The organism is Kribbella sp. NPDC051936, assembly GCF_040680955.1.
Taxonomy (GTDB): domain Bacteria; phylum Actinomycetota; class Actinomycetes; order Propionibacteriales; family Kribbellaceae; genus Kribbella.
The window spans coordinates 142,668-162,305 of the sequence record NZ_JBFAXS010000011.1 but is presented as its reverse complement, the minus strand read 5'-3'; the positions used below and the strand labels follow the sequence as shown (position 1 = coordinate 162,305).

The 19,638-nt window shown below is 70.7% G+C and carries 18 protein-coding genes; 11 read left to right on the top strand and 7 right to left on the bottom strand.

The features are described from left to right. Positions 1 to 6: 6 nt before the first annotated feature. On the top strand, positions 7 to 1,425 hold the full coding sequence (locus tag AB0L64_RS35085; RefSeq protein ID WP_363717443.1) for a DivIVA domain-containing protein: 1,419 nt from the start codon (positions 7 to 9) through the stop codon (positions 1,423 to 1,425). A 145-nt stretch (positions 1,426 to 1,570) separates the two neighbouring features. Continuing rightward, positions 1,571 to 2,131 (top strand): DNA-3-methyladenine glycosylase I, encoded by a 561-nt coding sequence (locus tag AB0L64_RS35080; protein WP_363717303.1) that lies wholly within the window; start codon positions 1,571 to 1,573, stop codon positions 2,129 to 2,131. A gap of 224 nt (positions 2,132 to 2,355) precedes the next feature. On the opposite strand, the gene AB0L64_RS35075 is transcribed toward AB0L64_RS35080, so the two are convergent. The 3 genes from AB0L64_RS35075 to AB0L64_RS35065 are packed head-to-tail and all read right to left on the bottom strand — an operon-like array spanning position 2,356 to position 6,174. After that, entirely contained in the window at positions 2,356 to 4,473 is a 2,118-nt protein-coding gene (locus AB0L64_RS35075; RefSeq protein WP_363717302.1) for an alpha/beta hydrolase-fold protein, read from the bottom strand. Positions 4,474 to 4,520: 47 nt separating this feature from the next. Beyond that, on the bottom strand, positions 4,521 to 5,312 hold the full coding sequence (locus tag AB0L64_RS35070) for an enoyl-CoA hydratase-related protein (RefSeq protein ID WP_363717301.1): 792 nt from the start codon (positions 5,310 to 5,312) through the stop codon (positions 4,521 to 4,523). 43 nt (positions 5,313 to 5,355) lie between these two features. Continuing rightward, positions 5,356 to 6,174 (bottom strand): PaaX family transcriptional regulator C-terminal domain-containing protein, encoded by an 819-nt coding sequence (locus tag AB0L64_RS35065; protein ID WP_363717300.1) that lies wholly within the window; start codon positions 6,172 to 6,174, stop codon positions 5,356 to 5,358. 177 nt (positions 6,175 to 6,351) lie between these two features. Here AB0L64_RS35065 and AB0L64_RS35060 point away from each other — a divergent pair, with 177 nt between their 5' ends. Both AB0L64_RS35060 and AB0L64_RS35055 read left to right on the top strand, forming a co-directional pair. After that, positions 6,352 to 6,519 (top strand): DUF3117 domain-containing protein, encoded by a 168-nt coding sequence (locus AB0L64_RS35060; protein ID WP_355476735.1) that lies wholly within the window; start codon positions 6,352 to 6,354, stop codon positions 6,517 to 6,519. A 140-nt stretch (positions 6,520 to 6,659) separates the two neighbouring features. After that, on the top strand, positions 6,660 to 8,180 hold the full coding sequence (locus AB0L64_RS35055) for a leucyl aminopeptidase family protein (protein WP_363717299.1): 1,521 nt from the start codon (positions 6,660 to 6,662) through the stop codon (positions 8,178 to 8,180). A gap of 16 nt (positions 8,181 to 8,196) precedes the next feature. Here AB0L64_RS35055 and AB0L64_RS35050 read toward each other — a convergent pair whose 3' ends face one another. Continuing rightward, complete coding sequence (locus AB0L64_RS35050) at positions 8,197 to 9,177, bottom strand: alpha/beta hydrolase fold domain-containing protein (RefSeq protein WP_363717298.1); 981 nt, start codon at positions 9,175 to 9,177, stop codon at positions 8,197 to 8,199. Between the two features lie 73 nt (positions 9,178 to 9,250). Between AB0L64_RS35050 and AB0L64_RS35045 the strand changes: the two genes are divergently transcribed. Both AB0L64_RS35045 and AB0L64_RS35040 read left to right on the top strand, forming a co-directional pair. Continuing rightward, entirely contained in the window at positions 9,251 to 9,814 is a 564-nt protein-coding gene (locus AB0L64_RS35045) for a TetR/AcrR family transcriptional regulator (protein WP_363717297.1), read from the top strand. Positions 9,815 to 9,819: 5 nt separating this feature from the next. Further along, a complete protein-coding gene (locus tag AB0L64_RS35040; protein ID WP_363717296.1) occupies positions 9,820 to 10,680 on the top strand; it encodes a helix-turn-helix transcriptional regulator in 861 nt (286 codons plus the stop codon). Here AB0L64_RS35040 and AB0L64_RS35035 read toward each other — a convergent pair. The 3 genes from AB0L64_RS35035 to AB0L64_RS35025 all read right to left on the bottom strand — a co-directional run bounded on the left by AB0L64_RS35035 (position 10,652) and on the right by AB0L64_RS35025 (position 13,679). Next, positions 10,652 to 11,890 carry a hypothetical protein gene (locus AB0L64_RS35035; protein ID WP_363717295.1) on the bottom strand — a complete coding sequence of 413 codons (1,239 nt, stop codon included), beginning with the start codon at positions 11,888 to 11,890 and terminating at the stop codon, positions 10,652 to 10,654. The two genes, AB0L64_RS35040 and AB0L64_RS35035, sit on opposite strands and share 29 nt — an antisense overlap. 69 nt (positions 11,891 to 11,959) lie before the next feature. Further along, positions 11,960 to 13,117 (bottom strand): glycogen synthase, encoded by a 1,158-nt coding sequence (glgA, locus tag AB0L64_RS35030; protein WP_363717294.1) that lies wholly within the window; start codon positions 13,115 to 13,117, stop codon positions 11,960 to 11,962. Positions 13,118 to 13,136: 19 nt separating this feature from the next. After that, positions 13,137 to 13,679 (bottom strand): GNAT family N-acetyltransferase, encoded by a 543-nt coding sequence (locus AB0L64_RS35025; RefSeq protein WP_363717293.1) that lies wholly within the window; start codon positions 13,677 to 13,679, stop codon positions 13,137 to 13,139. A gap of 64 nt (positions 13,680 to 13,743) precedes the next feature. Here AB0L64_RS35025 and glgC point away from each other — a divergent pair, with 64 nt between their 5' ends. From glgC to AB0L64_RS35000, 5 genes are all read left to right on the top strand, one after another. Further along, positions 13,744 to 15,021, top strand: a complete 1,278-nt coding sequence (gene glgC, locus AB0L64_RS35020) for a glucose-1-phosphate adenylyltransferase (protein WP_359926049.1) — start codon at positions 13,744 to 13,746, stop codon at positions 15,019 to 15,021. Next, complete coding sequence (gene kynU, locus AB0L64_RS35015; RefSeq protein ID WP_363717292.1) at positions 15,018 to 16,250, top strand: kynureninase; 1,233 nt, start codon at positions 15,018 to 15,020, stop codon at positions 16,248 to 16,250. The genes glgC and kynU overlap by 4 nt, the downstream gene beginning before the upstream one ends. Beyond that, positions 16,247 to 17,548 (top strand): NAD(P)/FAD-dependent oxidoreductase, encoded by a 1,302-nt coding sequence (locus AB0L64_RS35010; RefSeq protein ID WP_363717291.1) that lies wholly within the window; start codon positions 16,247 to 16,249, stop codon positions 17,546 to 17,548. Before kynU ends, AB0L64_RS35010 begins: the two co-directional genes overlap by 4 nt. A 177-nt stretch (positions 17,549 to 17,725) precedes the next feature. After that, complete coding sequence (locus AB0L64_RS35005; RefSeq protein WP_363717290.1) at positions 17,726 to 19,228, top strand: 2-hydroxymuconic semialdehyde dehydrogenase; 1,503 nt, start codon at positions 17,726 to 17,728, stop codon at positions 19,226 to 19,228. Further along, a complete protein-coding gene (locus AB0L64_RS35000; protein ID WP_363717289.1) occupies positions 19,225 to 19,638 on the top strand; it encodes a RidA family protein in 414 nt (137 codons plus the stop codon). The genes AB0L64_RS35005 and AB0L64_RS35000 overlap by 4 nt, the downstream gene beginning before the upstream one ends.

Here is a 19,638-nt window from a genome sequence, read left to right as displayed (position 1 = left end):
CCCGTGATGTGGTTCTTCGGGCTGATCGTGGTGCTGTTGATCGGGGCTGTCGCGGTAGTCGCCTCGGGTCGTTGGGGTGCCATGAACACGGCGTACGACGACCGGCCCGACATGACCGTGCCTGCCCGGCAGGCACTCACGTCCACCGACATCGAGTCGGCCCGCTTCGCGGTCGGCGTCCGCGGCTACCGGATGGACGAGGTCGACACCCTGCTCGAACGCGTCGCCAAGGAGGTCGCCGAGCGCGACCGCCGCATCGCCGACCTCGAACGCGCCGTGGCCCCCATAGTCGAGGCCCCCGACGGCCACGGCTTCACGTCCCGCCCCTACGACCCGACCGAATTCGAAGACACCGGCACCCAGCCCCCCATCCTCGTCGGCGGCGACTTCCCGGCCGGCGACCGCGCGGACGCCCCTGGCAGCACCAGCGGCACGGCAGGCACGGATGGACCGGATGGAACGGCGCACGAGGCGGACAGCGCTGGCGACGCCGATGAAGCCGGCGGTCCGGCGGGCGCGGCTGGATCGGGCGGGGCGGCGCCCGCGCCGGGTGAAACCGGCGGCGCGGACGAAGCCAGTGGTACTCCGTCGTCGGCGGCAGGCGCAGCTGGCGGCGCGGATGGACCTGGCGGTACGGCGCACGCGGCAGGCGCGGCCGGGAATGCGGATGGATCTGGCGGGTCGGCGCCCCCAGCAGGAGGTGCTGGTAGCGCGGACGAACCTGGCGGTGCGGCCTCCGCGGACGGCGGTGCCGGCGGCGCGAGTGGATCTGGCGATGCGGCGCACGCGGCGGGTGGCGCGGATGAAGCCGGCGGTACGGCGGGCGCGGGCGGCAGTGAGGATGGACCGGCCGGGTCGGCGTCCACCGCGGCCGGAGCCGACGGCCCGCGTGGAACCGGCGGCACGCCGTACGCGGCGGGCACGGCTGGTCCCGGCGGGGCGGCGTACGCGGAGGAGGCAGGGGACGCCGACGAGCCGGAGACGAGCGAGCTGCCGCGGGCGAGCCGTGCGGCTGCCGATGAGTACGAGCGCCTGCAGGCCGAGGCCCGCGCCGTACTGGAGGCCCAGTCCCAGCCCGTCAGCCCCCGCCGCACTCCAGCCCCGCAACAGCCGGCTGGGGAGTCGGCTTCGTTGACGCCCGCGCAACGGTACGACCAGCTGGTGCAGAACCAGCGGCCGGCACCCAGCGAGTCCGCACCCGCCGAGCCGGAGCCCGACAGCCGGACCGCAACGCACTGGACGTCACAGCCCCCGCAGCAGGAGCAGGCCCGCGACACCCAGGCGACCGAGCAGGCGCAGCAGCAGACCCCGCAGCAGCAGGGTGAGGTGGAGGGGTCTAACGGTGCGGCTGGGGATGAGGAAGGGTGGCGGTTCTGGCCGCCGGCTGATCAGGCCGGCGAAGGTGCTTATCACCGGCCTAGCTGATCGGCAGGACGGGTAGCTGTCACGCAGCCGTGTGTAGTTCTGTCGGTGGCGTCGGGTTGACTGGGGGCATGGTCTTCACACATCGGGAGCGCACGGTGCGACACCTTGGCGCGTTGGCGTCGGTCGAGGTTTGTGGGGTGCGGGTATGACGGTGGTCGGGCCGGACGGGCTGGCGCGGTGTGGGTGGGCGACTTCGGCGCCGGAGTACGTCGAGTATCACGACACCGAGTGGGGCAAGCAGATCCGCGACGACATCGGGCTGTTCGAGCGGATGACGCTCGAGGGGTTTCAGTCGGGGCTGTCGTGGATCACGATCCTGCGCAAGCGGGAGAACTTCCGGGCCGCCTTCGCGCGGTTCGATCCGGAGACGATCGCGAAGTACGACGACGCGGACTTCGAGCGGCTGATGGCCGACCCCGGCATCGTCCGCAACCGGCTGAAGATCAACGCGACGATCTCGAACGCCCGCGCGCTGCTCGACCTGGCCGACGGCGAGTTCACCGAGCTGCTCTGGTCGTTCCGTCCGGCGCAGCACAAGGCGCCGAAGACGCTCGCCGACGTGCCGGCCACGACGCCGGAATCCGTGGCCATGTCGAAGGCGCTGAAGAAGAAGGGTTTCGTGTTCGTCGGACCCACCACGGCGTACGCGTTGATGCAGGCGACCGGCATCGTCAACGACCACTTGACGACCTGTATAGCCCGGTAAATCTCGTGCACGTGCATCTGCAAAAGGCAGCTGCATAAGGCTCTTTGGGGAAATCGAAAGACAAACGGCTGAACGAGTTGTGCTCCGGCCACTGAACGTGATGAAGTGTCGGCGGGCTCCCCGGCTGTCAGGTGGTTGTCCGGCCGTGACTCGCCCGGCCGGAACGCGGTCGTGGGGCCCACCAAACGTTCAGAGGGGGTCCGGGCTGTGACCCGGACCCCCTTCTACGGAAGCTTGTTCGTGCCGTCCGCGGTGAAGGCCGTCCGGAACACGTCGGTTCCGCTCAGCCCGGTCAACTGGGTGCCGGCGGACGTCGCGGTGAGGTAGAGATTCGCTTCGGCGTAAGCGTCTGCCGCATCGTCGTCCGCCGTGCCGAACTGTCGCGTCCAGGTCCGCGTCCGGTCGGGCGCGTACTTCGCCAGCACACCGTCGAACTTGCCCAGTGGTGCGACCAACGATCCGTCGGTGAATCCGCCGACGTGGACAGCGCCGCCCGGATCGACAGCGATCGCGGCAGCCTTGTCGTTCCCGGTGGTTCCGAACTGGTCCCGCCACGTCAGTACGCCGTCCGCGTCGGCACGAGCAACCAGGATGTCCTTGTCGCCGTTCAGCGTTCCCGCGAAATCCCCCGCGGTGTAGCCCGCCAGATAAACGCCACCCGCCGGATCGGCCGCCATACCCCACACCTCGTCGGACGCCGCCGTGCCGAACTGCTTCGTCCACACCGCATCGCCCCCGGCCGAGTAGCGCGCCAGGAACCCGTCGATCCCGCCGGCCGACGTGCCGAGCTCGCCGGCTGTCATGCCCGCCAGATAGACCGTGCCGCCCGACACTGCGACCGCCATCCCCTTGTCCTCGCCCGCGCTGCCGGTCTGCCGCAACCACACCTGCTTCCCGTCGGCGTCGAGCCGCGCGACGAACACGTCCTTGTCGCCCTGGTTCGCGCCGCCGAGCGCGCCCTTCGTGTAGCCGCCGACGTACACCGTGGTCCCGTCGACCGCCAGCGAGTAGCTCCGATCCGCCACCCCCGGTACGCCGAACTGCGTCAGCCACCGCCGGTTCCCGTCGGCGTCGTACTGCGCCACGAAGGCGTCGTCCGTGGCGTTCCCCGGATGCGCACCGTCCAGGTCGCCGTTCGTGTACCCGGTCACCACGACGCGTCCGTCCGCGTCCACCGCGACGCCGTACGCGCGTTCCGTCCCGCCGGTGCCCAGCGATCGCGTCCACTCCCGCGACCCGTCGGGGCGGAACTTGACCAGCGCCACGTCCGTCCCGCCGGCGTACGGCTGCCCGTCCAGCGCGCCCGCCGCCCCGACCGCCTGATAAACGTTGCCTGCGGCATCTGTCGCGATCCCGCCGGCGCGGTCCTCGCCCGGCGTACCGGTGATCGCCGCCTGCATCGGCGTTGCCGGCGGCTTCCCGAGGTACTGGAAGACGTACTTCGCGCCTTCGGCGAACGTCGGGCCCCACACGTCCCAGTCGTGGCCGCCGTCGACGACGCGGAACTCCGAGGTCAGGGTCGGCACCCGGGACGCCTGGTTGAACACGACATGTGCCTCGAAGTCGAGGTCGTGGGTCGCGTCGACCGCTCGGGGGTTCTTGTACTCGTCGTCGCCGACCGCGACGAACAGGTGCGAGCGCAGCCCGGTGGCGGCGAACGACTTCAGCGCGGCCGGCCAGTTCAGCTTCAGGTACGTCGCCTCCACGAACGGGTCCTTGCCCTTGCCGAAGGCACCGAATTCACGGGTGCTCGAATCGCCCGGCGGCAGCGGGAAGTACACCGCCGGGCTGAGCGCGATCGCGGCGCCGAACAGGTCCGGGTGGGCGAGCGAGTACCGCAGCGCGCCGGCGCCGCCCATCGAGTACCCGGCGATCGCCCGCCCGCTGCGGTCCGCGATCGTGCGGTACGTCGCGTCGACGTGCGGCACGAGGTCCTCGAGGAACGCGGTCTCGACCGGCCGTCCCGGGTCGGTCCCGGTGTAGGCCGAGTCGACGTACCAGCTCGCCCGGTTGCTCCACGGCGCGTCCGGCATGATCGCGATCGTCGGCGGGATCTCACCGCCGCCGATCAGCTCGTCCAGCCGGCTCTTCACCTGCGTCCAGGCGCTCATCGAGTCGCCGCGCCCGTGCAGCAGGTAGAGCACCGGGTAGCGCTGCGCCGACGCGTCGTACCCCGCCGGCAGGTAGACGTTGTAGTTGATGTTCTCGCCGAGCGTCGCCGACCGCACGGCGGCCGGCGCGATGGTGCCCGGCGGGGCGGCCGGCGCCGCGGTGGACCCGGGCACGACAAGGCTTCCGACCAGCGTGGCGGTGGTCAGAACAGGCAGCAGCAGTTTCCTCACAGGTCAGGTTGTAATCGCTTACGTAAACGATTACAAGACCTGACCGCTCAGCGGCCGTGGAAGGTGGGCTTCTGCTTGGCGACGAAGGCGTCGACGGCGTTGCGGTGGTCCTCGGTGCCGCCGGTGAGCTGCATCTTGGTCGCCTCGAACGCGATGGACTCGGCGAGTGTGTGGCTGGCCGAGTAGCCGATGGACTGCCGGACGGCGCCGTACGCGACGGTCGGGCCGGCCGCGAGCTTCCCGGCCAGCTCGGCGACGGCGCTCTCCAGGCCGTCGGCCGGCACGACCGAACTCGCCAGGCCGAGGTCGAGCGCCTCGGCGGCCGGGATGGTGCGCGGGAAGTACAGGAGCTCGAGCGCCTTCGCCTGGCCGATGAGGCGCGGGAGGGTCCAGGAGATGCCGGTGTCGCAGGACAGCGCGATCCCCGCGAACGCGACGTTGAAGCCCGCGGTGTCGGCAACGATCCGGAAGTCGCACGCGAACGCCATCGACGCGCCGGCCCCGGCCGCGACGCCGTTCACCGCCGCGATCACCGGCTTCGGCATCTCGGCGAGCGCCAGGGCGATCGGCGCGTAGTGGTCCGGCACGGTGCTCCACAGCGCGGCCTGGTCGTTGGCCTGCAGCAGCCCGATGTGCTCCTTCAGGTCCTGCCCGACGCAGAACGCCCGTCCGGTTCCGGTCAGGACGACGACCCGTACGGCCGGGTCGTCGGCGGCGGCCTGGACCGTGTCGCGGAGCAGGACCTTGGTCGGCGTGTCGAGTGCGTTCATCGCCTCCGGCCGGTTGAGGGTGACGGTCGCGACACCTTCGGCGACGGCGTACGTGACGAGATCACTCATCGTGGTCAGCTCCTTGACTGTCAGTGAGATTCAGGCGAGATTTTCAGTGCTGGGTCAGGCAGTTGTCGACGAAACGCCCGGCCGCGGGGCTCAGTCGTTCGGCGTGGAAATCGAAGAACGCGGCGGCCTTCGTCCCGGCCCAGCCGGCCGGCAGCAGCTCGTCCGGAAGCCCCGGATCGCTGAACAGGAACTTGCGCCACTCGTGCACCAGCTCGGACCGGACCGCGAACGCCTGCTCGTCGCTCGTCTCGGCGCCGGCGGCGTCCACCACGGCCTTCGCCTCGATCAGCCAGGCCTCGTACGACGCGCCGAGCTCGTCGAGTTTCCAGACCCGCCGGGCGAACGCCGGAGCGCCGCTGTCGACCGGGGCGCGGAACCGGTCCGCGGCGATGCCCTCCGCCGCGAGGATCTGGTCGACCTCGGCGTCGTTGCGCAGTCCGACCCAGGCGCCGTCGGACAGCGGAGCCCAACCCAGGAAGGAAAGTTGGCCCGCCAGCTGGTCGCGGCGCCGGGCGTTCGGGACCTCGCGCAGGATGCCCAGGTGCCAGTGCCGGTCCCAGTCGCCCGGGCCCTCGGAACCGGCCGCCACCGGTGTGCCGTCGGGCGCGGTGCGGTAGATCCGGACGGCCGCGTCGTCGAGGCGGCGACGCGCCCGGGCGGTCAGCGCGTATCCGGGCTGGCCGTCGATCCGGACCGGCTCCAGCCAGCCCTGCCGGACCATCCGGGAGACGGCTGTCCGGACCGCGGGCGGATGGACGCCCAGCGGCGCCAGCAGCCGGACGAGAGCAGCGACCGGAGCCTGCGCACCTCTCGCGCGCAGGTGATCGCCGTACAGGTCGAAGAGGGCTGAACGGGCGTGCACAAGACTCGAGTCTGCCGTATGGTGCACGCCTCTGGCCCGGGATCGGGAATAATGGGGCCTGACACACACAGATACACACTGCGATACGCGCCGACGGCGCATCACCGCAACGGCGCCGGCGACGGAATGTCTGCGCGGTGTCGTCGCTCAACACCGACACTGGGAAGGGGTGCGCGCATGGCGGCGATGAAGCCGCGGACGGGCGATGGTCCGCTCGAGGTCACCAAGGAGGGCCGCGGGATCGTGATGCGGGTTCCGCTCGAGGGCGGCGGCCGGCTCGTCGTCGAGCTCAACGCCGAAGAGGCGACCGAGCTCGGGAACGCACTGAAGGCCGTCGTCGGCTGATCACATCCTCCGGGGGTGACCTTCGCCCCTGCCTTTCACCGACCCCGGTGGGTGCCGCTCTTTTCGGCACCGGCCGGGGTCGTTACGGTTTGCTTTGCCCTATCTGATCCCTGTCTGATCAACCAGTGAGGTTCGACCCAGTGGCTCGCCGCAGCAGCTCGTCTCCTTTTCCCAGTCTTCCGGTCGTTGCCTGGCAGCCCGGTCTGCCGGTGCACGGATCGTCGACGTGGGTGATCGTCGTCGGTGCCGAGGACGGTCTGCCGGCGGCCGCGAAGGAAGCGGGGGAGCGGCTCGGCGTCGACCTCGACCGGTTGTACGAGGCGCAGTGCGGCACCGGGTTCAGCCCGTCCGCCGGCGCCACGGCGGCGTACCCGCTGCTGACCGGTGACGTCGCCGAGATCCTGCTCGTCGGGGCCGGCGACGTGAGCGCCAAGGACCTGCGACACGCCGGGGCGGCGGTCGCGCGGTTCGGTCGCGGCAAGGACGAGCTCACCACTGTCGTTGCCGAAGGCATCGACGACGCGAGGCTGCAGGCGTTCGCCGAGGGCGTGGTGCTCGGCTCGTTCTCGTACACGCAGAAGACGGTCGACCCGGGCAAGCCCGCGGTCGGCACGGTGACGGTGACCGACGGGTCGGCCGCCGTGCGGCAGCCGGTGATCGACCGCGGTGTCGTGATCGGGCGCACCGGCTGGCTGGCCCGGCAACTCGCGATCACCCCGTCGAACGAGAAGGACCCGGCCTGGCTCGCGGCGCGCGCGACCGAGGTCGCCGCCGCGACCGGCCTCGAGGTGACGGTCTGGGACGAGAAGAAGCTCGCAGCGGACGGCTTCGGGGGCATCCTCGCGGTCGGCCAGGGCTCGACCCGGCCGCCGCGGTTCGTCCGGCTCGACTACACGCCCGCGGGCGCGACCAAGAAAACGCCGTACGTCGTGCTGGTCGGCAAGGGCATCACCTACGACACCGGCGGCCTGTCGCTGAAGCCGCGCGAGGGCATGGTGTCGATGAAGCGCGACATGACCGGCGGCGGCTCGGTGATCGCCACGATGTCTGCGCTGCGCGACCTCGGCGCGAACGTGCGGGTGACCGGCCTGGTCTGCGCCGCGGAGAACATGCCGTCCGGTTCGGCGTACCGCCCGGACGACGTGATCCGGCACTTCGGCGGCCGCACCACCGAGGTGAAGAACACCGACGCCGAGGGCCGCCTCGTGCTCGCCGACGGGCTCGCGTACGCCGTGCAGGAGCTGAAGCCCGACGTGCTCGTCGACATCGCCACGCTGACCGGCGCGATCAAGGTGTCGCTCGGCGCGATGCTGTACGGCGGAATGTTCGCGACCGACGACGCGCTGGCGGACAACCTCGCGGACGCCGGCCGGGTGTCCGGTGAGGAGCTGTGGCGGATGCCGCTGCCGGCCGAGTACGAGGAGCTGATCTCGACGCCGATCGCCGACTCGGTGAACAGCTCGAAGGGCCCCGGCTCGATCACGGCGGCCCTGTTCCTGAAGGCGTTCGCCGGCGACGTGCCGTGGGCCCACCTCGACCTGTCGTCGATCGCCGAGTCCCCGGCCGACCGCTTCGAGTACTCCGTCGGCGCGACCGGCGCCGGCGCCCGCCTGCTCAGCACCTGGCTGTCCTCCGACACGCCGACCTCCGGCATCGGCTGATCGGGGCTCGTGGCAACTACCTGAAGCGGTCGCAGAGGAAATCGACGATGCGGTCGCGCGCCGGGCGGGCCTGCGGTACCAGGCCGGGCATGCTGATGAACGCGTGTCCGGCCTTGGAGTACTCGCTGACGGCGACTGTGGTGCCCGCCTCCCGCAGCCGCTCGGCGTACACGCGGCCGTGGTCTGCGACCGGGTCGAGCACCGGGATCACCAACAGCGTCGGCGGCAGCCCGCCGAGGTGGTCGGCGTACAGCGGTGACACCGGGCGCGGATCCGTCCCCTCCGGTACGGCGAGGCGGCGGAAGAACTCGAGTGACTCGCGGGTGAGCGTCGGCGTGTCCGGATACTGCCGCACCGAGTCGTAGTCGAGCGCGGTCGAGGTCACGTCGACGCAGGCATTGACCAGCACCTGCGCCCGCAAGGACAGTCCCGCCTCGCGGGCCCTCAGTGCGGAGAGTGCGGCCACCATCGAGCCTGCGCTCTCGCCGGCCACAGCGACCCGGGTCGGGTCGATGCCCCACTCGGACGCGTGCTGGAACACGTGCCGCAGGACGTCCCAGCCGTCGTCGACCATCGCCGCGAGCGGAGTCTGGTGGTCCATCAGCCGATGCTCGACGGAAACGACGACCGCCGACACCCGCGCGGCGACGTGGCTGTTGATCCAGTCGCACTGAACCGCAGTGCCCACGTAGCCGCCGCCGTGCACATGCAGGACCAGCGGCAGTGTGCCCGAGTTCTTCGGGCGGTGCACCCGGACCCGGATCGTGCGATCGGCGAGCCGGACCTGCTGCCAGCTGATGGTCACGCCGCTGTGCGGGATGCCGGTGAGCAGGCGGGCGAAGCGGGAGTTGACGATCCGGTTCGCGACTTCGCCGAAGGCGGCGAGATCGGCCGGCGTCATCGACCGGTAGTCGGGCTCCTTGCGCACGGAGTAGACCAGGCGGACGCCCAGGGGGGCCCGCTGTGCGGGCGGGGCCAGGGTGGCGGATCTGTTCATCGAGCACCGTCCTTGCGGTTTCGCTACAACTGGTATCGATACCGAAGGTAGCATAACTCGGTAGGGTGGGCTCATGACTCCCAGCACACGGCCGCCCGGCCGGCCCCGTTCGAGTGTCGACGCGGAGGTGTTCGCGGCGACGCTGGCGACGATCCACGAGCTCGGCTACACCCGGGCCACGGTCGACCGGATCGCGGCGGCGACCGGGATCGCGAAGACGACGATCTACCGGCGGTGGCCGTCCAAGGGCGCGCTCGTGACCGCGTGCCTGGTCGACACCTTCGGCCCGCTGCCCCCGGCCGGCCGCGACCGTGCGCAGGACCTGGCCGCGGCGATCCGCTTCGGGGCGCGCCGGATTGCCGAGCCCGGGGTCGCGGCCGCGTTCGCCGGCGTGTTCACGGACGCGATCGGTGATCCGGAGCTGCGCGAGATCCTGTCCACGCAACTGCAGGACCCGTACCGGAAGGTGCTCATCGAGTCGCTCGGGTTGTCCGAGCAGCGCGTTCTGTTCTTCATCGACGTCGTCATCGGCACGCTGCTGCACCGCATGGGCATGACCGGTGAACCGATGGTCGAGGCGGATGTCGAGGCCCTGATCGAGATGCTCCAACGCGAACTGGAGGGTTGGTTACCGTAGATCGCATGGACGGTACGAACGCCTTGGGCGACTACCTCCGGGCCCGGCGTGAGCAGGTGCGGCCCGAGGACGTCGGCATCCGGAGTATCGGCCTGCGCCGCGTCCCCGGGCTGCGGCGCGAGGAGGTCGCACTGCTCGCGGGCATCAGCTCCGACTACTACCTCCGCCTGGAGCAAGGCCGGGACCGCAACCCGTCGGTCCAGGTGCTCGAGGCGCTCGCCGGCGTGCTGCGGCTGGATGCCGACGCCACGGCGTACCTGCTCGGGCTCGCGCAGGAACGCTCCGTCCCGAGACAGCAGCCGCGGGGCGAGCAGGCTCCGGAGAGCATCGTCGAGCTGATCGCCGGGTGGCCGAACAATCCGGCGTACGTGCAGAACAAGTACACCGACGTCCTCGCGGTCAACGCGCTCTGCGCGGCGCTCTCACCGAACTACGCCGTCGGCGTCAACCTGCTCACGGCCGTCCTGCTCGACCCCCGCGAGCAGGACCTGCGCCGGGACTGGGACGAGCTCACCGAGGAAGGCGTCGCCGTGCTGCGCTCCGAGCTCGGCCCGAACGTCGACGACGCGCGGCTGAAGGACCTCGTGGGCGATCTGTCGGTCCGTAGCGAACGGTTCCGGCAGCTGTGGGCGCGCCACGAGGTGCGGCCCCGGCGCGGCCGGCTGAGCAAGCTCACCCATCCGGAGGTCGGGGACCTCGACCTCCGGTCGGACAAGCTGACGATCGGCGGCACCGACAACGTGACGCTGGTCGTCTTCCATGCCGTGCCGGGATCCCGCGACGAGGAGTCGCTCGCCCTGCTCGGCAGCCTGGTCGCCCCTCAGGACGCACCCCGCGTCAGGCCCAGCGAGCATAGGCCCGAATGATCTCCGGGAACGCCGCGAACGCCGTTCCCACATGGTCGACGGCCCCCATCGAATGCACTGTCACGCTCGCTCCGCGGGAGTGCAGGGACGCCGCGCACGAGTCGGCGTTGGACGCGACCACGTCGGTGTCCTTCGTTCCGTTGTAGAGGTGCACCGGGACGCGCGGCGTCCAGTCCTGGCAGATCCGGTCGGCCTGCCGGAGTGCCTGCAGGAACCGGCCGGCGGGGTGCTGCAGCCGCTCGGCGAACTCCGGCGTGAACAGCTTCTCGGGCGAGTCCGGCAGGCCGGCGACGATCTCCTCGAAGGTGTGCGAGCCGTCGAACAGTCCCTCGACGGTGGCCGCGTACGGCGCCTGGAACGCCTCGCGCGGATCGTCGTACAACCCGACGGTCCGGTTCCACGCGGTCACGAAGTAGCCGAGGTAGAACGTCGCGGTCGGCGGGATCACGCGCCCGTCGAACGCGGCCGGGAACTCCTGCCCGAGCAGGTCGTAAGGTCCCGCGACTGCGCGGATCGCGCCGAGCCGGAACGGCCCGGCCTCGCCGCGGCTCAACGCGCGCCCGAACGCCAGCGAGGCGCGACCGCCCTGCGAGAACCCGGTGACGAGCACGTCCCGCTTCAGCGCCACCCCGTGCCGGGCCGCGAACGTCCGCGCGGCTGCCAGCAGGTCCACCGACGCGGAGGTCTCGGTCTTCGTGTCGATGTACGGATGCAGGCCCGGCCCCGCGCCCAGCCCGAGGTAGTCGGGCGCCACGCCGACCAGTCCTTGACCCGCGAACAGCGCCGTGACCAGGCGATCCGTCGACGTGTCGTCGACCGAGGCGGCGTCCTTCTTGGTGGCGCTGGTGCCGTGCAGGTACTCCACCACGGTCAGCGCGCCGCGGCGGCCGTCCGGGAGTACGACGATGCCGCTGGCCGTTGTCGGACGGCCGTGGGTGTCGACCGTCCGGTAGATCAGCCGGTACGCCGTGACGCCGTACGACGAGCGCGGCGCATCGGGGAAGTCGGCTGCCGCCGCGTCGAGCTGAGCCGCTGTCAGGTGGGCGATCGGCGTTGCCGAGACGACCGCACCGCGCAGACCCAGGACTGTGGCGGCGGCGGGGTTGAAGGCTGCCGGTTGGCTTGCTGCCGCGAAAGCGGCCGCCGGGTAGGCGAGGAGGGCGGCAGTGGCGAGCGTGGCGGCGACCGTCTTGGTCAGGCGAGAAGTCATACCTCAACCCAACCGCCGCGGGCCCTCGCGCAGAATGGTGCGAACTCCCGGACGCAGGTGGGGTTTTGCCTACCCGAGCAGGCTGGTGTACAGCTCGACGGTGCGTTGCGCGACGGCGTCCCACCCGAACTGCGAGACCGCGCGTTCGCGCCCTGCCTTGCCCATCGCCGACGCCTTGGCCGGGTCGTCGACGAGCGCGTTGATCCCGTCCGCCAGACCGCGCTCGAAGGTGTCCGTGTCGTGCTCGTCGTACGGCACCAGGATGCCGGTCACGCCGTCGTCGACGACCTCGGGGATGCCGCCGACCGCGCTCGCGACGACCGCGGTCTCGCAGGCCATCGCCTCCAGGTTGACGATGCCGAGCGGCTCGTAGATCGACGGGCAGCAGAACGCCAGCGCGTGCGTCAGCACCTGCCGGACCTCTTCGCGCGGCAGCATCTCGGAGACCACGAACACGCCGTCCCGGGCCAGCCGCAGGTCGTCGATCAGCGCGTCGGTCTCGGCTTTCAGCTCTGCCGTGTCGGCCGCGCCCGCGAGCAGCACGAGCTGCACCGACGGGTCCAGCCGCAGGCCCGCCCGGAGCAGGTGCGGCACGCCCTTCTGCCGGGTGATCCGGCCGACGAACGTCACGTACGGACGGCTCAGGTCGACGCCGAGCCGCTCGAGCACGTGCGTCGACGGATCCGGCCGGTAGAAGTCCGCGTCGATGCCGTTGGAGATCACGTGCACGCGCGCCGGGTCGATCGACGGGTAGCAGTCGAGGACGTCGGTCCGCATACCGCGGCTCACCGCGACCACGGCATCGGCCGCCTCGTACGCGGTCCGCTCGGCCCAGCTCGACAGCCGGTAGCCGCCGCCCAGTTGCTCGGCCTTCCACGGCCGGCGCGGCTCCAGCGAGTGCGCGGTCACCACGTGCGGTACGTCGTACAGCAGCTTGGCCCAGTGCCCCGCCATGTTCGCGTACCAGGTGTGCGAGTGCACGAGCTGCGAGCCGCCGACCGCGGCGGTCATCGTCAGGTCGGTGGACAGGATCCGCAGCGCGGCGTTCGCGTTCGGGATCCGCGGGTCGTCCTCGGAGTGTGCGGTCGCGCCCTGCCGGGGCTCGCCCATGCAGTGCACGTCGACGTCGATCAGCCGGCGCAGCTCGCGGACCAGGAAGTCCACATGCACCCCCGCCCCGCCGTACACGTCCGGAGGAAACTCACGCGTCAAAATGGCGACCTTCACAATCTCCGACCATAGGTCATCAGACGACGGCTGTCGGCACCCAGAAGCGCAGCTTTCCGTGTCGTTCGTCTTCCAGTTCGCCGCCGGCTGCCTCGATCACCTTGCGCGACGCGGTGTTGTCCAGGTCGCACGTCACCAGGGCCGGGTCGATGCCGAGCCCGGCGGCGATCGGCAGCGACTGGACGAGCATCTGGGTCGCGTACCCGTTCCGGCGGGCCGACGGGCGGACGAAGTACCCGATGTGCCCGCCGACCTCGGTCAGTGCCGGCGTCAGCTCGTGCCGGATCGAGAGCCGGCCGAGGAACTCGACGCCGTCGACGAACCACAGCACGGTCTGGTGCACGAACCCGGCGGGCAGCACCGTCGCCGGCTCGGCCTCGCTCCTGATCGCCTCGACCAGCCGGTGGAACTCGCCCGGGTCGGCGGCCTGCTCCCGGGTCCACTCGGTGTCGTCGGCGAGTGACCGGGTGCCCATCCAGCGCTCATGATCCGGACCGAGCTCGTCCCAGGCCGCGAGAAACGAACGGTGAACGGCGACGGACGGAACGATGAGGATCGGCATCCTCACAGTGTCGCGACACGAGCAACCGCTTATGCAAGAGGGCTCCCGGCGTTAAGGTGCGGACATGGCAAAGGCGCCCAGAGTTCTCGGAATCGTGCTGGCCGGTGGCGAGGGGAAGCGGTTGATGCCGCTGACGGCGGACCGGGCCAAACCGGCCGTGCCGTTCGGCGGCAGTTATCGCCTGATCGACTTCGTGCTGTCGAATTTGGTCAACGCCGGTTATCGAAATCTCTGTGTGCTGACGCAGTACAAATCGCATTCGCTCGACCGGCACGTCACGCTCACCTGGCGGATGTCGACGTTCCTCGGCAACTACGTGACGTGCGTCCCGGCGCAGCAGCGGCTCGGCCCGCAGTGGTACCAGGGCAGCGCGGACGCGATCTACCAGTCGATGAACCTGATCAACGACGCGGACCCGGAGTACATCGTGGTCTTCGGCGCCGACCACGTGTACCGGATGGACGCCTCCCAGATGGTCGCCGCGCACATCGAGCGCGGCAACGGCGTGACCGTGGCCGGCATCCGGGTGCCGCGCGTCGAGGCGACCGAGTTCGGCGTCATCAAGACCGGCGCCGACGGCCAGGTGATCGAGGAGTTCCTGGAGAAGCCGGCCGACCCGCCGGGGCTGCCGGACTCCCCGGACGAGACGTTCGCGTCGATGGGCAACTACGTGTTCACCCGGGACGTGCTGGTCGAGGCGCTGCGCAAGGACGCCGCGAACCCGGCGTCGCGGCACGACATGGGCGGCGACATCGTCCCGATGCTCGTTGCCGAGGGCAAGGCGGGCGTCTACGACTTCAAGGACAACGACGTACCGGGTGCCCTGGACCGGGACCGCTCGTACTGGCGGGACGTGGGGTCGCTGGACTCCTACCACGAGGCGCACATGGACCTGGTGTCGATCCAGCCGGTGTTCAACCTGTACAACCACGACTGGCCGATCTTCACCTCGCACCCGCAACTGCCGGGCGCGAAGTTCACCGACGACGCGACGGTCGGCGAGTCGATCGTCTGCCAGGGCTCGATCGTGTCCGGCGCGCACGTGGACCACTCGGTGCTCGGGTCGAACGTGATCGTCAGCGCCGGCGCCGACATCCAGCGCTCGGTGATCATGGACAACTGCCGGATCGGCAAGAACGTCGTGCTGAAGAACGTGATCCTGGACAAGAACGTCGTCGTCCCGGACGGCACCGAGATCGGCGTCGACCAGGACTACGACCGGGAACGCGGCTTCACCGTCTCCAAGGGCGGCGTCACGGTGCTCGGCAAGGGACAGGTGATCGAGCCGCCGAAGGCCGCGATGTCCGATCAGGCCGGCGCCGACGAGGTCACCGAGGCGTGAGCACGCAAGCCGAGGCGCTGCAGCTCGATGCCGCGGATCCCGGGCACCGGGAGCTGTTCGACGTACCGCCGGCGCAGGGCGGCGACCACCCCGAGGTGGCGTACTTCGCCGGCAACTCGCTGGGGCTCCGGCCGAAGGCGACCCGGGCCGAGCTGCTCCAGGACCTGGACTCGTGGGCCGCGCTCGGCGTCGAAGGCCATCTCGACGCCGAGCGGCCCTGGTTGCCGTACCACGAGCTGCTGACCGGTCCCGCGGCGCGGCTGGTCGGCGCGTTGCCGAGCGAGACGGTCGTGATGAACACGCTCACCGTCAACCTGCATCTGTTGATGGTGTCGTTCTACCGGCCGACGCGGTCGCGGCACCGGATCGTGATCGAGGACTCGGCGTTCCCGTCGGACAGCTACGCCGTCCGGTCGCAGGTCCGCTTCCACGGGTACGACCCGGAGGACGCGGTCGTCCGGTTGCGCCCGCGGCCGGGGGAGAACAGCCTGCGGACGGCGGACGTCGTCGAGCAGCTCGGCGGCGACGTGGCGCTCGTCCTCCTCGGCGGGGTGAACTACCTGACCGGCGAGCTGATGGACATCCCGACGATCACCAAGGCCGGTCACGCGGCCGGCGCGGTCGTCGGGTGGGACCTCGCGCACGCGGCCGGCAACGTCCCGCTGGCGTTGCACGACTGGGACGTGGACTTCGCGGCGTGGTGCTCGTACAAGTACCTGAACTCCGGTCCGGGCGCGATCGCCGGTGCATTCGTGCACGAAAGGCATCTCGGCGGGGACCTGCCGCGGTTCGAGGGCTGGTGGAGCACGGAGGCGAAGACGCGGTTCGAGATGACGCCCGAGTCCCGGCCGCCGGCGAGCGCGGATGCGTGGCAGGTGTCCAACCCGCCGATCTTCTCGATGAGCCCGGTGCGGACCTCGCTGGAGATCTTCGACCGGATCGGCATCGACGTCCTGCGGGAGCGGAGCGTGCGGCTGACGGCGTACCTCTCGGAGCTGCTCGCGGGTTTCGACGTCATCACCCCGAGCGACCCGGCGCGGCGCGGGGCGCAGCTGTCCGTGCGGGTCCGCGGCGGCGCGGGGGAGCTGTCGCGTCGGTTGCGGTTCGAGTACGGCGTGATCGCGGACTCCCGGGAGCCCGACGTACTGCGGCTCGCGCCGGTGCCGCTGTACTCGACGTACCACGACTGCTGGCGGGCCGCGTCGGCGTTGGCCGGGGTGATGGCATGAAGGTCGCGATCGTCGGCGCCGGCCTGACCGGCTCGCTGCTCGCGTGTTTCCTGGCCCGGCGCGGGTTGTCCGTGACGCTGTACGAGCGCCGCCCGGATCCGCGGGTCGCGCAGGTCGAGCGGGGCCGGTCGATCAACCTGGCCATCTCCGAACGCGGACTGGACGCGCTGCGGCGGATCGGCCTGGTCGACGAGGTGATGGCGGACGCGCTGCCGATGAAGGGCCGGATGATCCATCCGGTCGCGGGGCCGCTGGACTTCCAGGCGTACTCGGCGTCGGGGGACCGGGCGATCAACTCGATCAGCCGCGGCGCGCTGAACAACGCCTTGCTGTCGGCCGCGGCGGCCGCCGACGGCGTGACGGTCGAATTCGAGCACCGGCTGGTGGAGCTCGATTCGGCGGCCGGGCAGCTGGTGTTCGCGACCCCGTCCGGGAAGGTGTCGGTGACGGCCGACGTGGTGCTCGGCGCCGACGGCGCGGGGTCCGCGGTCCGCGAGCAACTGCTTGCCGAGGGCATCGTCGCGGAGGACGTGGACTTCCTCGACTACGGGTACAAGGAGCTGTCGATCCCGGCCGACGACGGCGAGTTCGCGCTCGATCCCGGCGCCCTGCACATCTGGCCGCGCGGTACGTCGATGATGATCGCGCTGCCCAACCCGGACCGCTCGTTCACCTGCACGCTGTTCTGGCCGGCCGGGTCGTTCGACGCGCTGACCACGGCGGACGCGATCTCGGCACACTTCCGCGAGCACTATCCCGATCTGTTGCCGCTGGCCCCTGATCTGGTCGACGACTACCTGAACAACCCGGTCGGCGTGCTCGGGACCGTGCACACGCTGCCGTGGCAGGCGCACGGACGGACGGCGCTGCTCGGCGACGCGGCGCACGCGATCGTCCCGTTCTACGGCCAGGGCGCGAACTGCGCGTTCGAGGACGTGGTCGAGCTGGACCGCTGTCTCGACGACACCGGCGGCTCGTGGGCGCGGGCCCTGCCGCTGTTCGAGACGCGCCGGCGGGAGAACACCGAGGCGATCGCGGAGATGGCGCTGGCCAACTTCGTCGAGATGCGCGACAAGGTCGCCAGCCCGGTCTTCCGGCTGCAGAAACAGGTGGAGCACGCGCTCGAACGCCTGCTCCCGGGCCGCTACGTCTCCCGCTACGAGCTGGTCTCCTTCTCCACCACGCCGTACGCCGAGGTCCAACGCCGCGTCCGCCGCCAGCAGCAGGTGCTGGGCGCGGCGGCGGTCGCCGTTGCCGGAGCCCTCCTCACCCTCGCCCGCCGAAGGCTCCGCCGATGACCGCGCCGACACCCGCGCCGCCTCCGCTCCGCGCGCGAACCCCCGCGCCGCGCCCGCCGCTCCGCGCGCGAGGGGATAACCCCGCGCGTTGGGGGTTCTTCGCTGGTATGCCGACGAAGAACCCCTCACACCAGCGGACAACCCCGCGACTGTCACCGCCCGGGGAGGTGGGATCGGATGAGCTTGTGGTCGCCTGAGTTGCTGACTGGGCAGCCCGCGGCGGTTGGGTTGTTGCGACACTTTGTCGGCGGATCGTTCGTCGAGAGTGCCTCGCGGTTTGCAAAGGTTTCGCCGGTGACGGGGGAGCAGATATTTGATGTCTGTGAGGCCGATGAGGCGACTGTCGATGCGGCCGTGGTGGCGGCTCGTGCTGCGCTGAAAGGCCCGTGGGGGCGGATGAGCGAGCAGGAGCGGGCCGGCGTCCTGCGGCGGGTCGCGGACGGGCTCGAGCGGCGGTTCGAGGACCTGGTGGCGGCCGAGGTCGGCGACACCGGGAAGTCGATCAGCCAGGCGCGCACGCTGGACGTCCCGCGCGGCGCGGCGAACTTCCGCGCGTTCGCCGACTTCGCGACGACGCTGCCGACCGAGTCGTACGCGACGACGCTGCCCGACGGGCGACGGGCGCTGAACTACGCCGTCCGTAAACCGGTCGGTGTGGTCGCCGTCGTCGTCCCGTGGAATCTCCCGCTGCTGCTGCTCACCTGGAAGGTCGCCCCGGCTCTCGCCTGCGGCAACGCCGTCGTGGTGAAGCCGTCCGAGGAGACGCCCGCGTCGGCGACCGTGCTCGCGGAGGTGATGGCGGAGGCCGGCGTACCGGACGGTGTCTTCAACCTGGTGCACGGCTTCGGCCCGTCGTCGGCGGGGGAGTACCTGACCCGGCACCCGGGCGTGGACGCGATCACGTTCACCGGCGAGTCGGCGACCGGGACGGCGATCGCGAAGGTCGCGGCGGACCGGGTCAAGGCGGTGTCGTTCGAGCTCGGCGGCAAGAACGCCGGCCTGGTCTTCGCCGACGCCTCGCTCGACGACGCCGTCGAAGGCTCGGTCCGCTCGACCTTCACCAACGGTGGCCAGGTCTGCCTGTGCACCGAACGCCTCTATGTGCAGCGACCGGTGTTCGACGAGTTCTGCACGCGCCTGGCCGCGCGCGCCGCCGAGCTCACGTACGGCTGGCCCGCCGACGAGGCCACCACGAACATGCCGCTGATCTCGAAACAACACCGCGACAAGGTCCTGTCGTACTACGACCTCGCTCGGGCCGAAGGCGCCGAGGTGTTGACCGGCGGCGGCGTACCCACCTTCGGGGACGCCCGCGACGGCGGCTGCTACATACAGCCGACCGTGGTCACCGGTCTGCCTGAAGACGCTCGGACGAATCGTGAAGAGATCTTCGGCCCGATCTGTCATGTCGCGCCGTTCGACACCGAAGAGCAAGCGTTCGCCCTGGCCAACGACAGCGACTACGGCCTCGCGGCAACGGTCTGGACCCGGGACGTGGGCCGGGCCCACCGTGCCGGCGCCGCTCTCGACGTCGGCCTGTGCTGGGTCAACACCTGGTTCCTCCGCGACCTGCGCACGCCCTTCGGCGGGGTGAAGCTGTCGGGCGTCGGGCGCGAGGGCGGGCGGCATTCGGTGGACTTCTACACCGAAACGACGAACGTCTGCGTGGAGCTGTCATGACCGTCGTGCCCGGTAAGGCCACGCCGCGCGGCCGGTTCCCGCACGTCAAGGTCAGTGGCGGCTTCGCCTTCGTGTCGGGGACGTCGAGCCGGCGGCCGGACAACTCGATCGCCGGTGCGTCGGTCGACTCGCTCGGGACGGTCTCACTGGACATCCGCGAGCAGACCCGGGCGGTGCTGGAGAACATCCGTGACATCCTGGCGGCGGTGGGCGCGGGACTCGAGGATCTCGTCAGCGTCACGACGTACCTGGTGTCGATGAACGACTTCGGGGGGTACAACGAGGTGTACGCCGAATTCTTCGACGAGTCCGGGCCGGCCCGGACGACCGTCGCAGTGCATCAGCTGCCGCATCCCCAGCTGCTGATCGAAATCCAGGCCGTAGCGGCGATCCCGCACGAGGAGGAGTGA

Excerpts from the sequence above, each read along its gene's own strand:
- AB0L64_RS35085 (WP_363717443.1), top strand. The coding sequence starts at position 7 with ATGTGGTTCTTCGGGCTGATCGTGGTGCTGTTGATCGGGGCTGTCGCG.
- AB0L64_RS35080 (WP_363717303.1), top strand. The coding sequence starts at position 1,571 with ATGACGGTGGTCGGGCCGGACGGGCTGGCGCGGTGTGGGTGGGCGACT.
- AB0L64_RS35070 (WP_363717301.1), bottom strand. The coding sequence starts at position 5,312 with ATGAGTGATCTCGTCACGTACGCCGTCGCCGAAGGTGTCGCGACCGTC.
- AB0L64_RS35060 (WP_355476735.1), top strand. The coding sequence starts at position 6,352 with ATGGCGGCGATGAAGCCGCGGACGGGCGATGGTCCGCTCGAGGTCACC.
- AB0L64_RS35050 (WP_363717298.1), bottom strand. The coding sequence starts at position 9,177 with ATGAACAGATCCGCCACCCTGGCCCCGCCCGCACAGCGGGCCCCCCTG.
- AB0L64_RS35045 (WP_363717297.1), top strand. The coding sequence starts at position 9,251 with ATGACTCCCAGCACACGGCCGCCCGGCCGGCCCCGTTCGAGTGTCGAC.
- AB0L64_RS35040 (WP_363717296.1), top strand. The coding sequence starts at position 9,820 with ATGGACGGTACGAACGCCTTGGGCGACTACCTCCGGGCCCGGCGTGAG.
- AB0L64_RS35035 (WP_363717295.1), bottom strand. The coding sequence starts at position 11,890 with ATGACTTCTCGCCTGACCAAGACGGTCGCCGCCACGCTCGCCACTGCC.
- AB0L64_RS35025 (WP_363717293.1), bottom strand. The coding sequence starts at position 13,679 with ATGCCGATCCTCATCGTTCCGTCCGTCGCCGTTCACCGTTCGTTTCTC.
- glgC (WP_359926049.1), top strand. The coding sequence starts at position 13,744 with ATGGCAAAGGCGCCCAGAGTTCTCGGAATCGTGCTGGCCGGTGGCGAG.
- AB0L64_RS35010 (WP_363717291.1), top strand. The coding sequence starts at position 16,247 with ATGAAGGTCGCGATCGTCGGCGCCGGCCTGACCGGCTCGCTGCTCGCG.
- AB0L64_RS35005 (WP_363717290.1), top strand. The coding sequence starts at position 17,726 with ATGAGCTTGTGGTCGCCTGAGTTGCTGACTGGGCAGCCCGCGGCGGTT.
- AB0L64_RS35000 (WP_363717289.1), top strand. The coding sequence starts at position 19,225 with ATGACCGTCGTGCCCGGTAAGGCCACGCCGCGCGGCCGGTTCCCGCAC.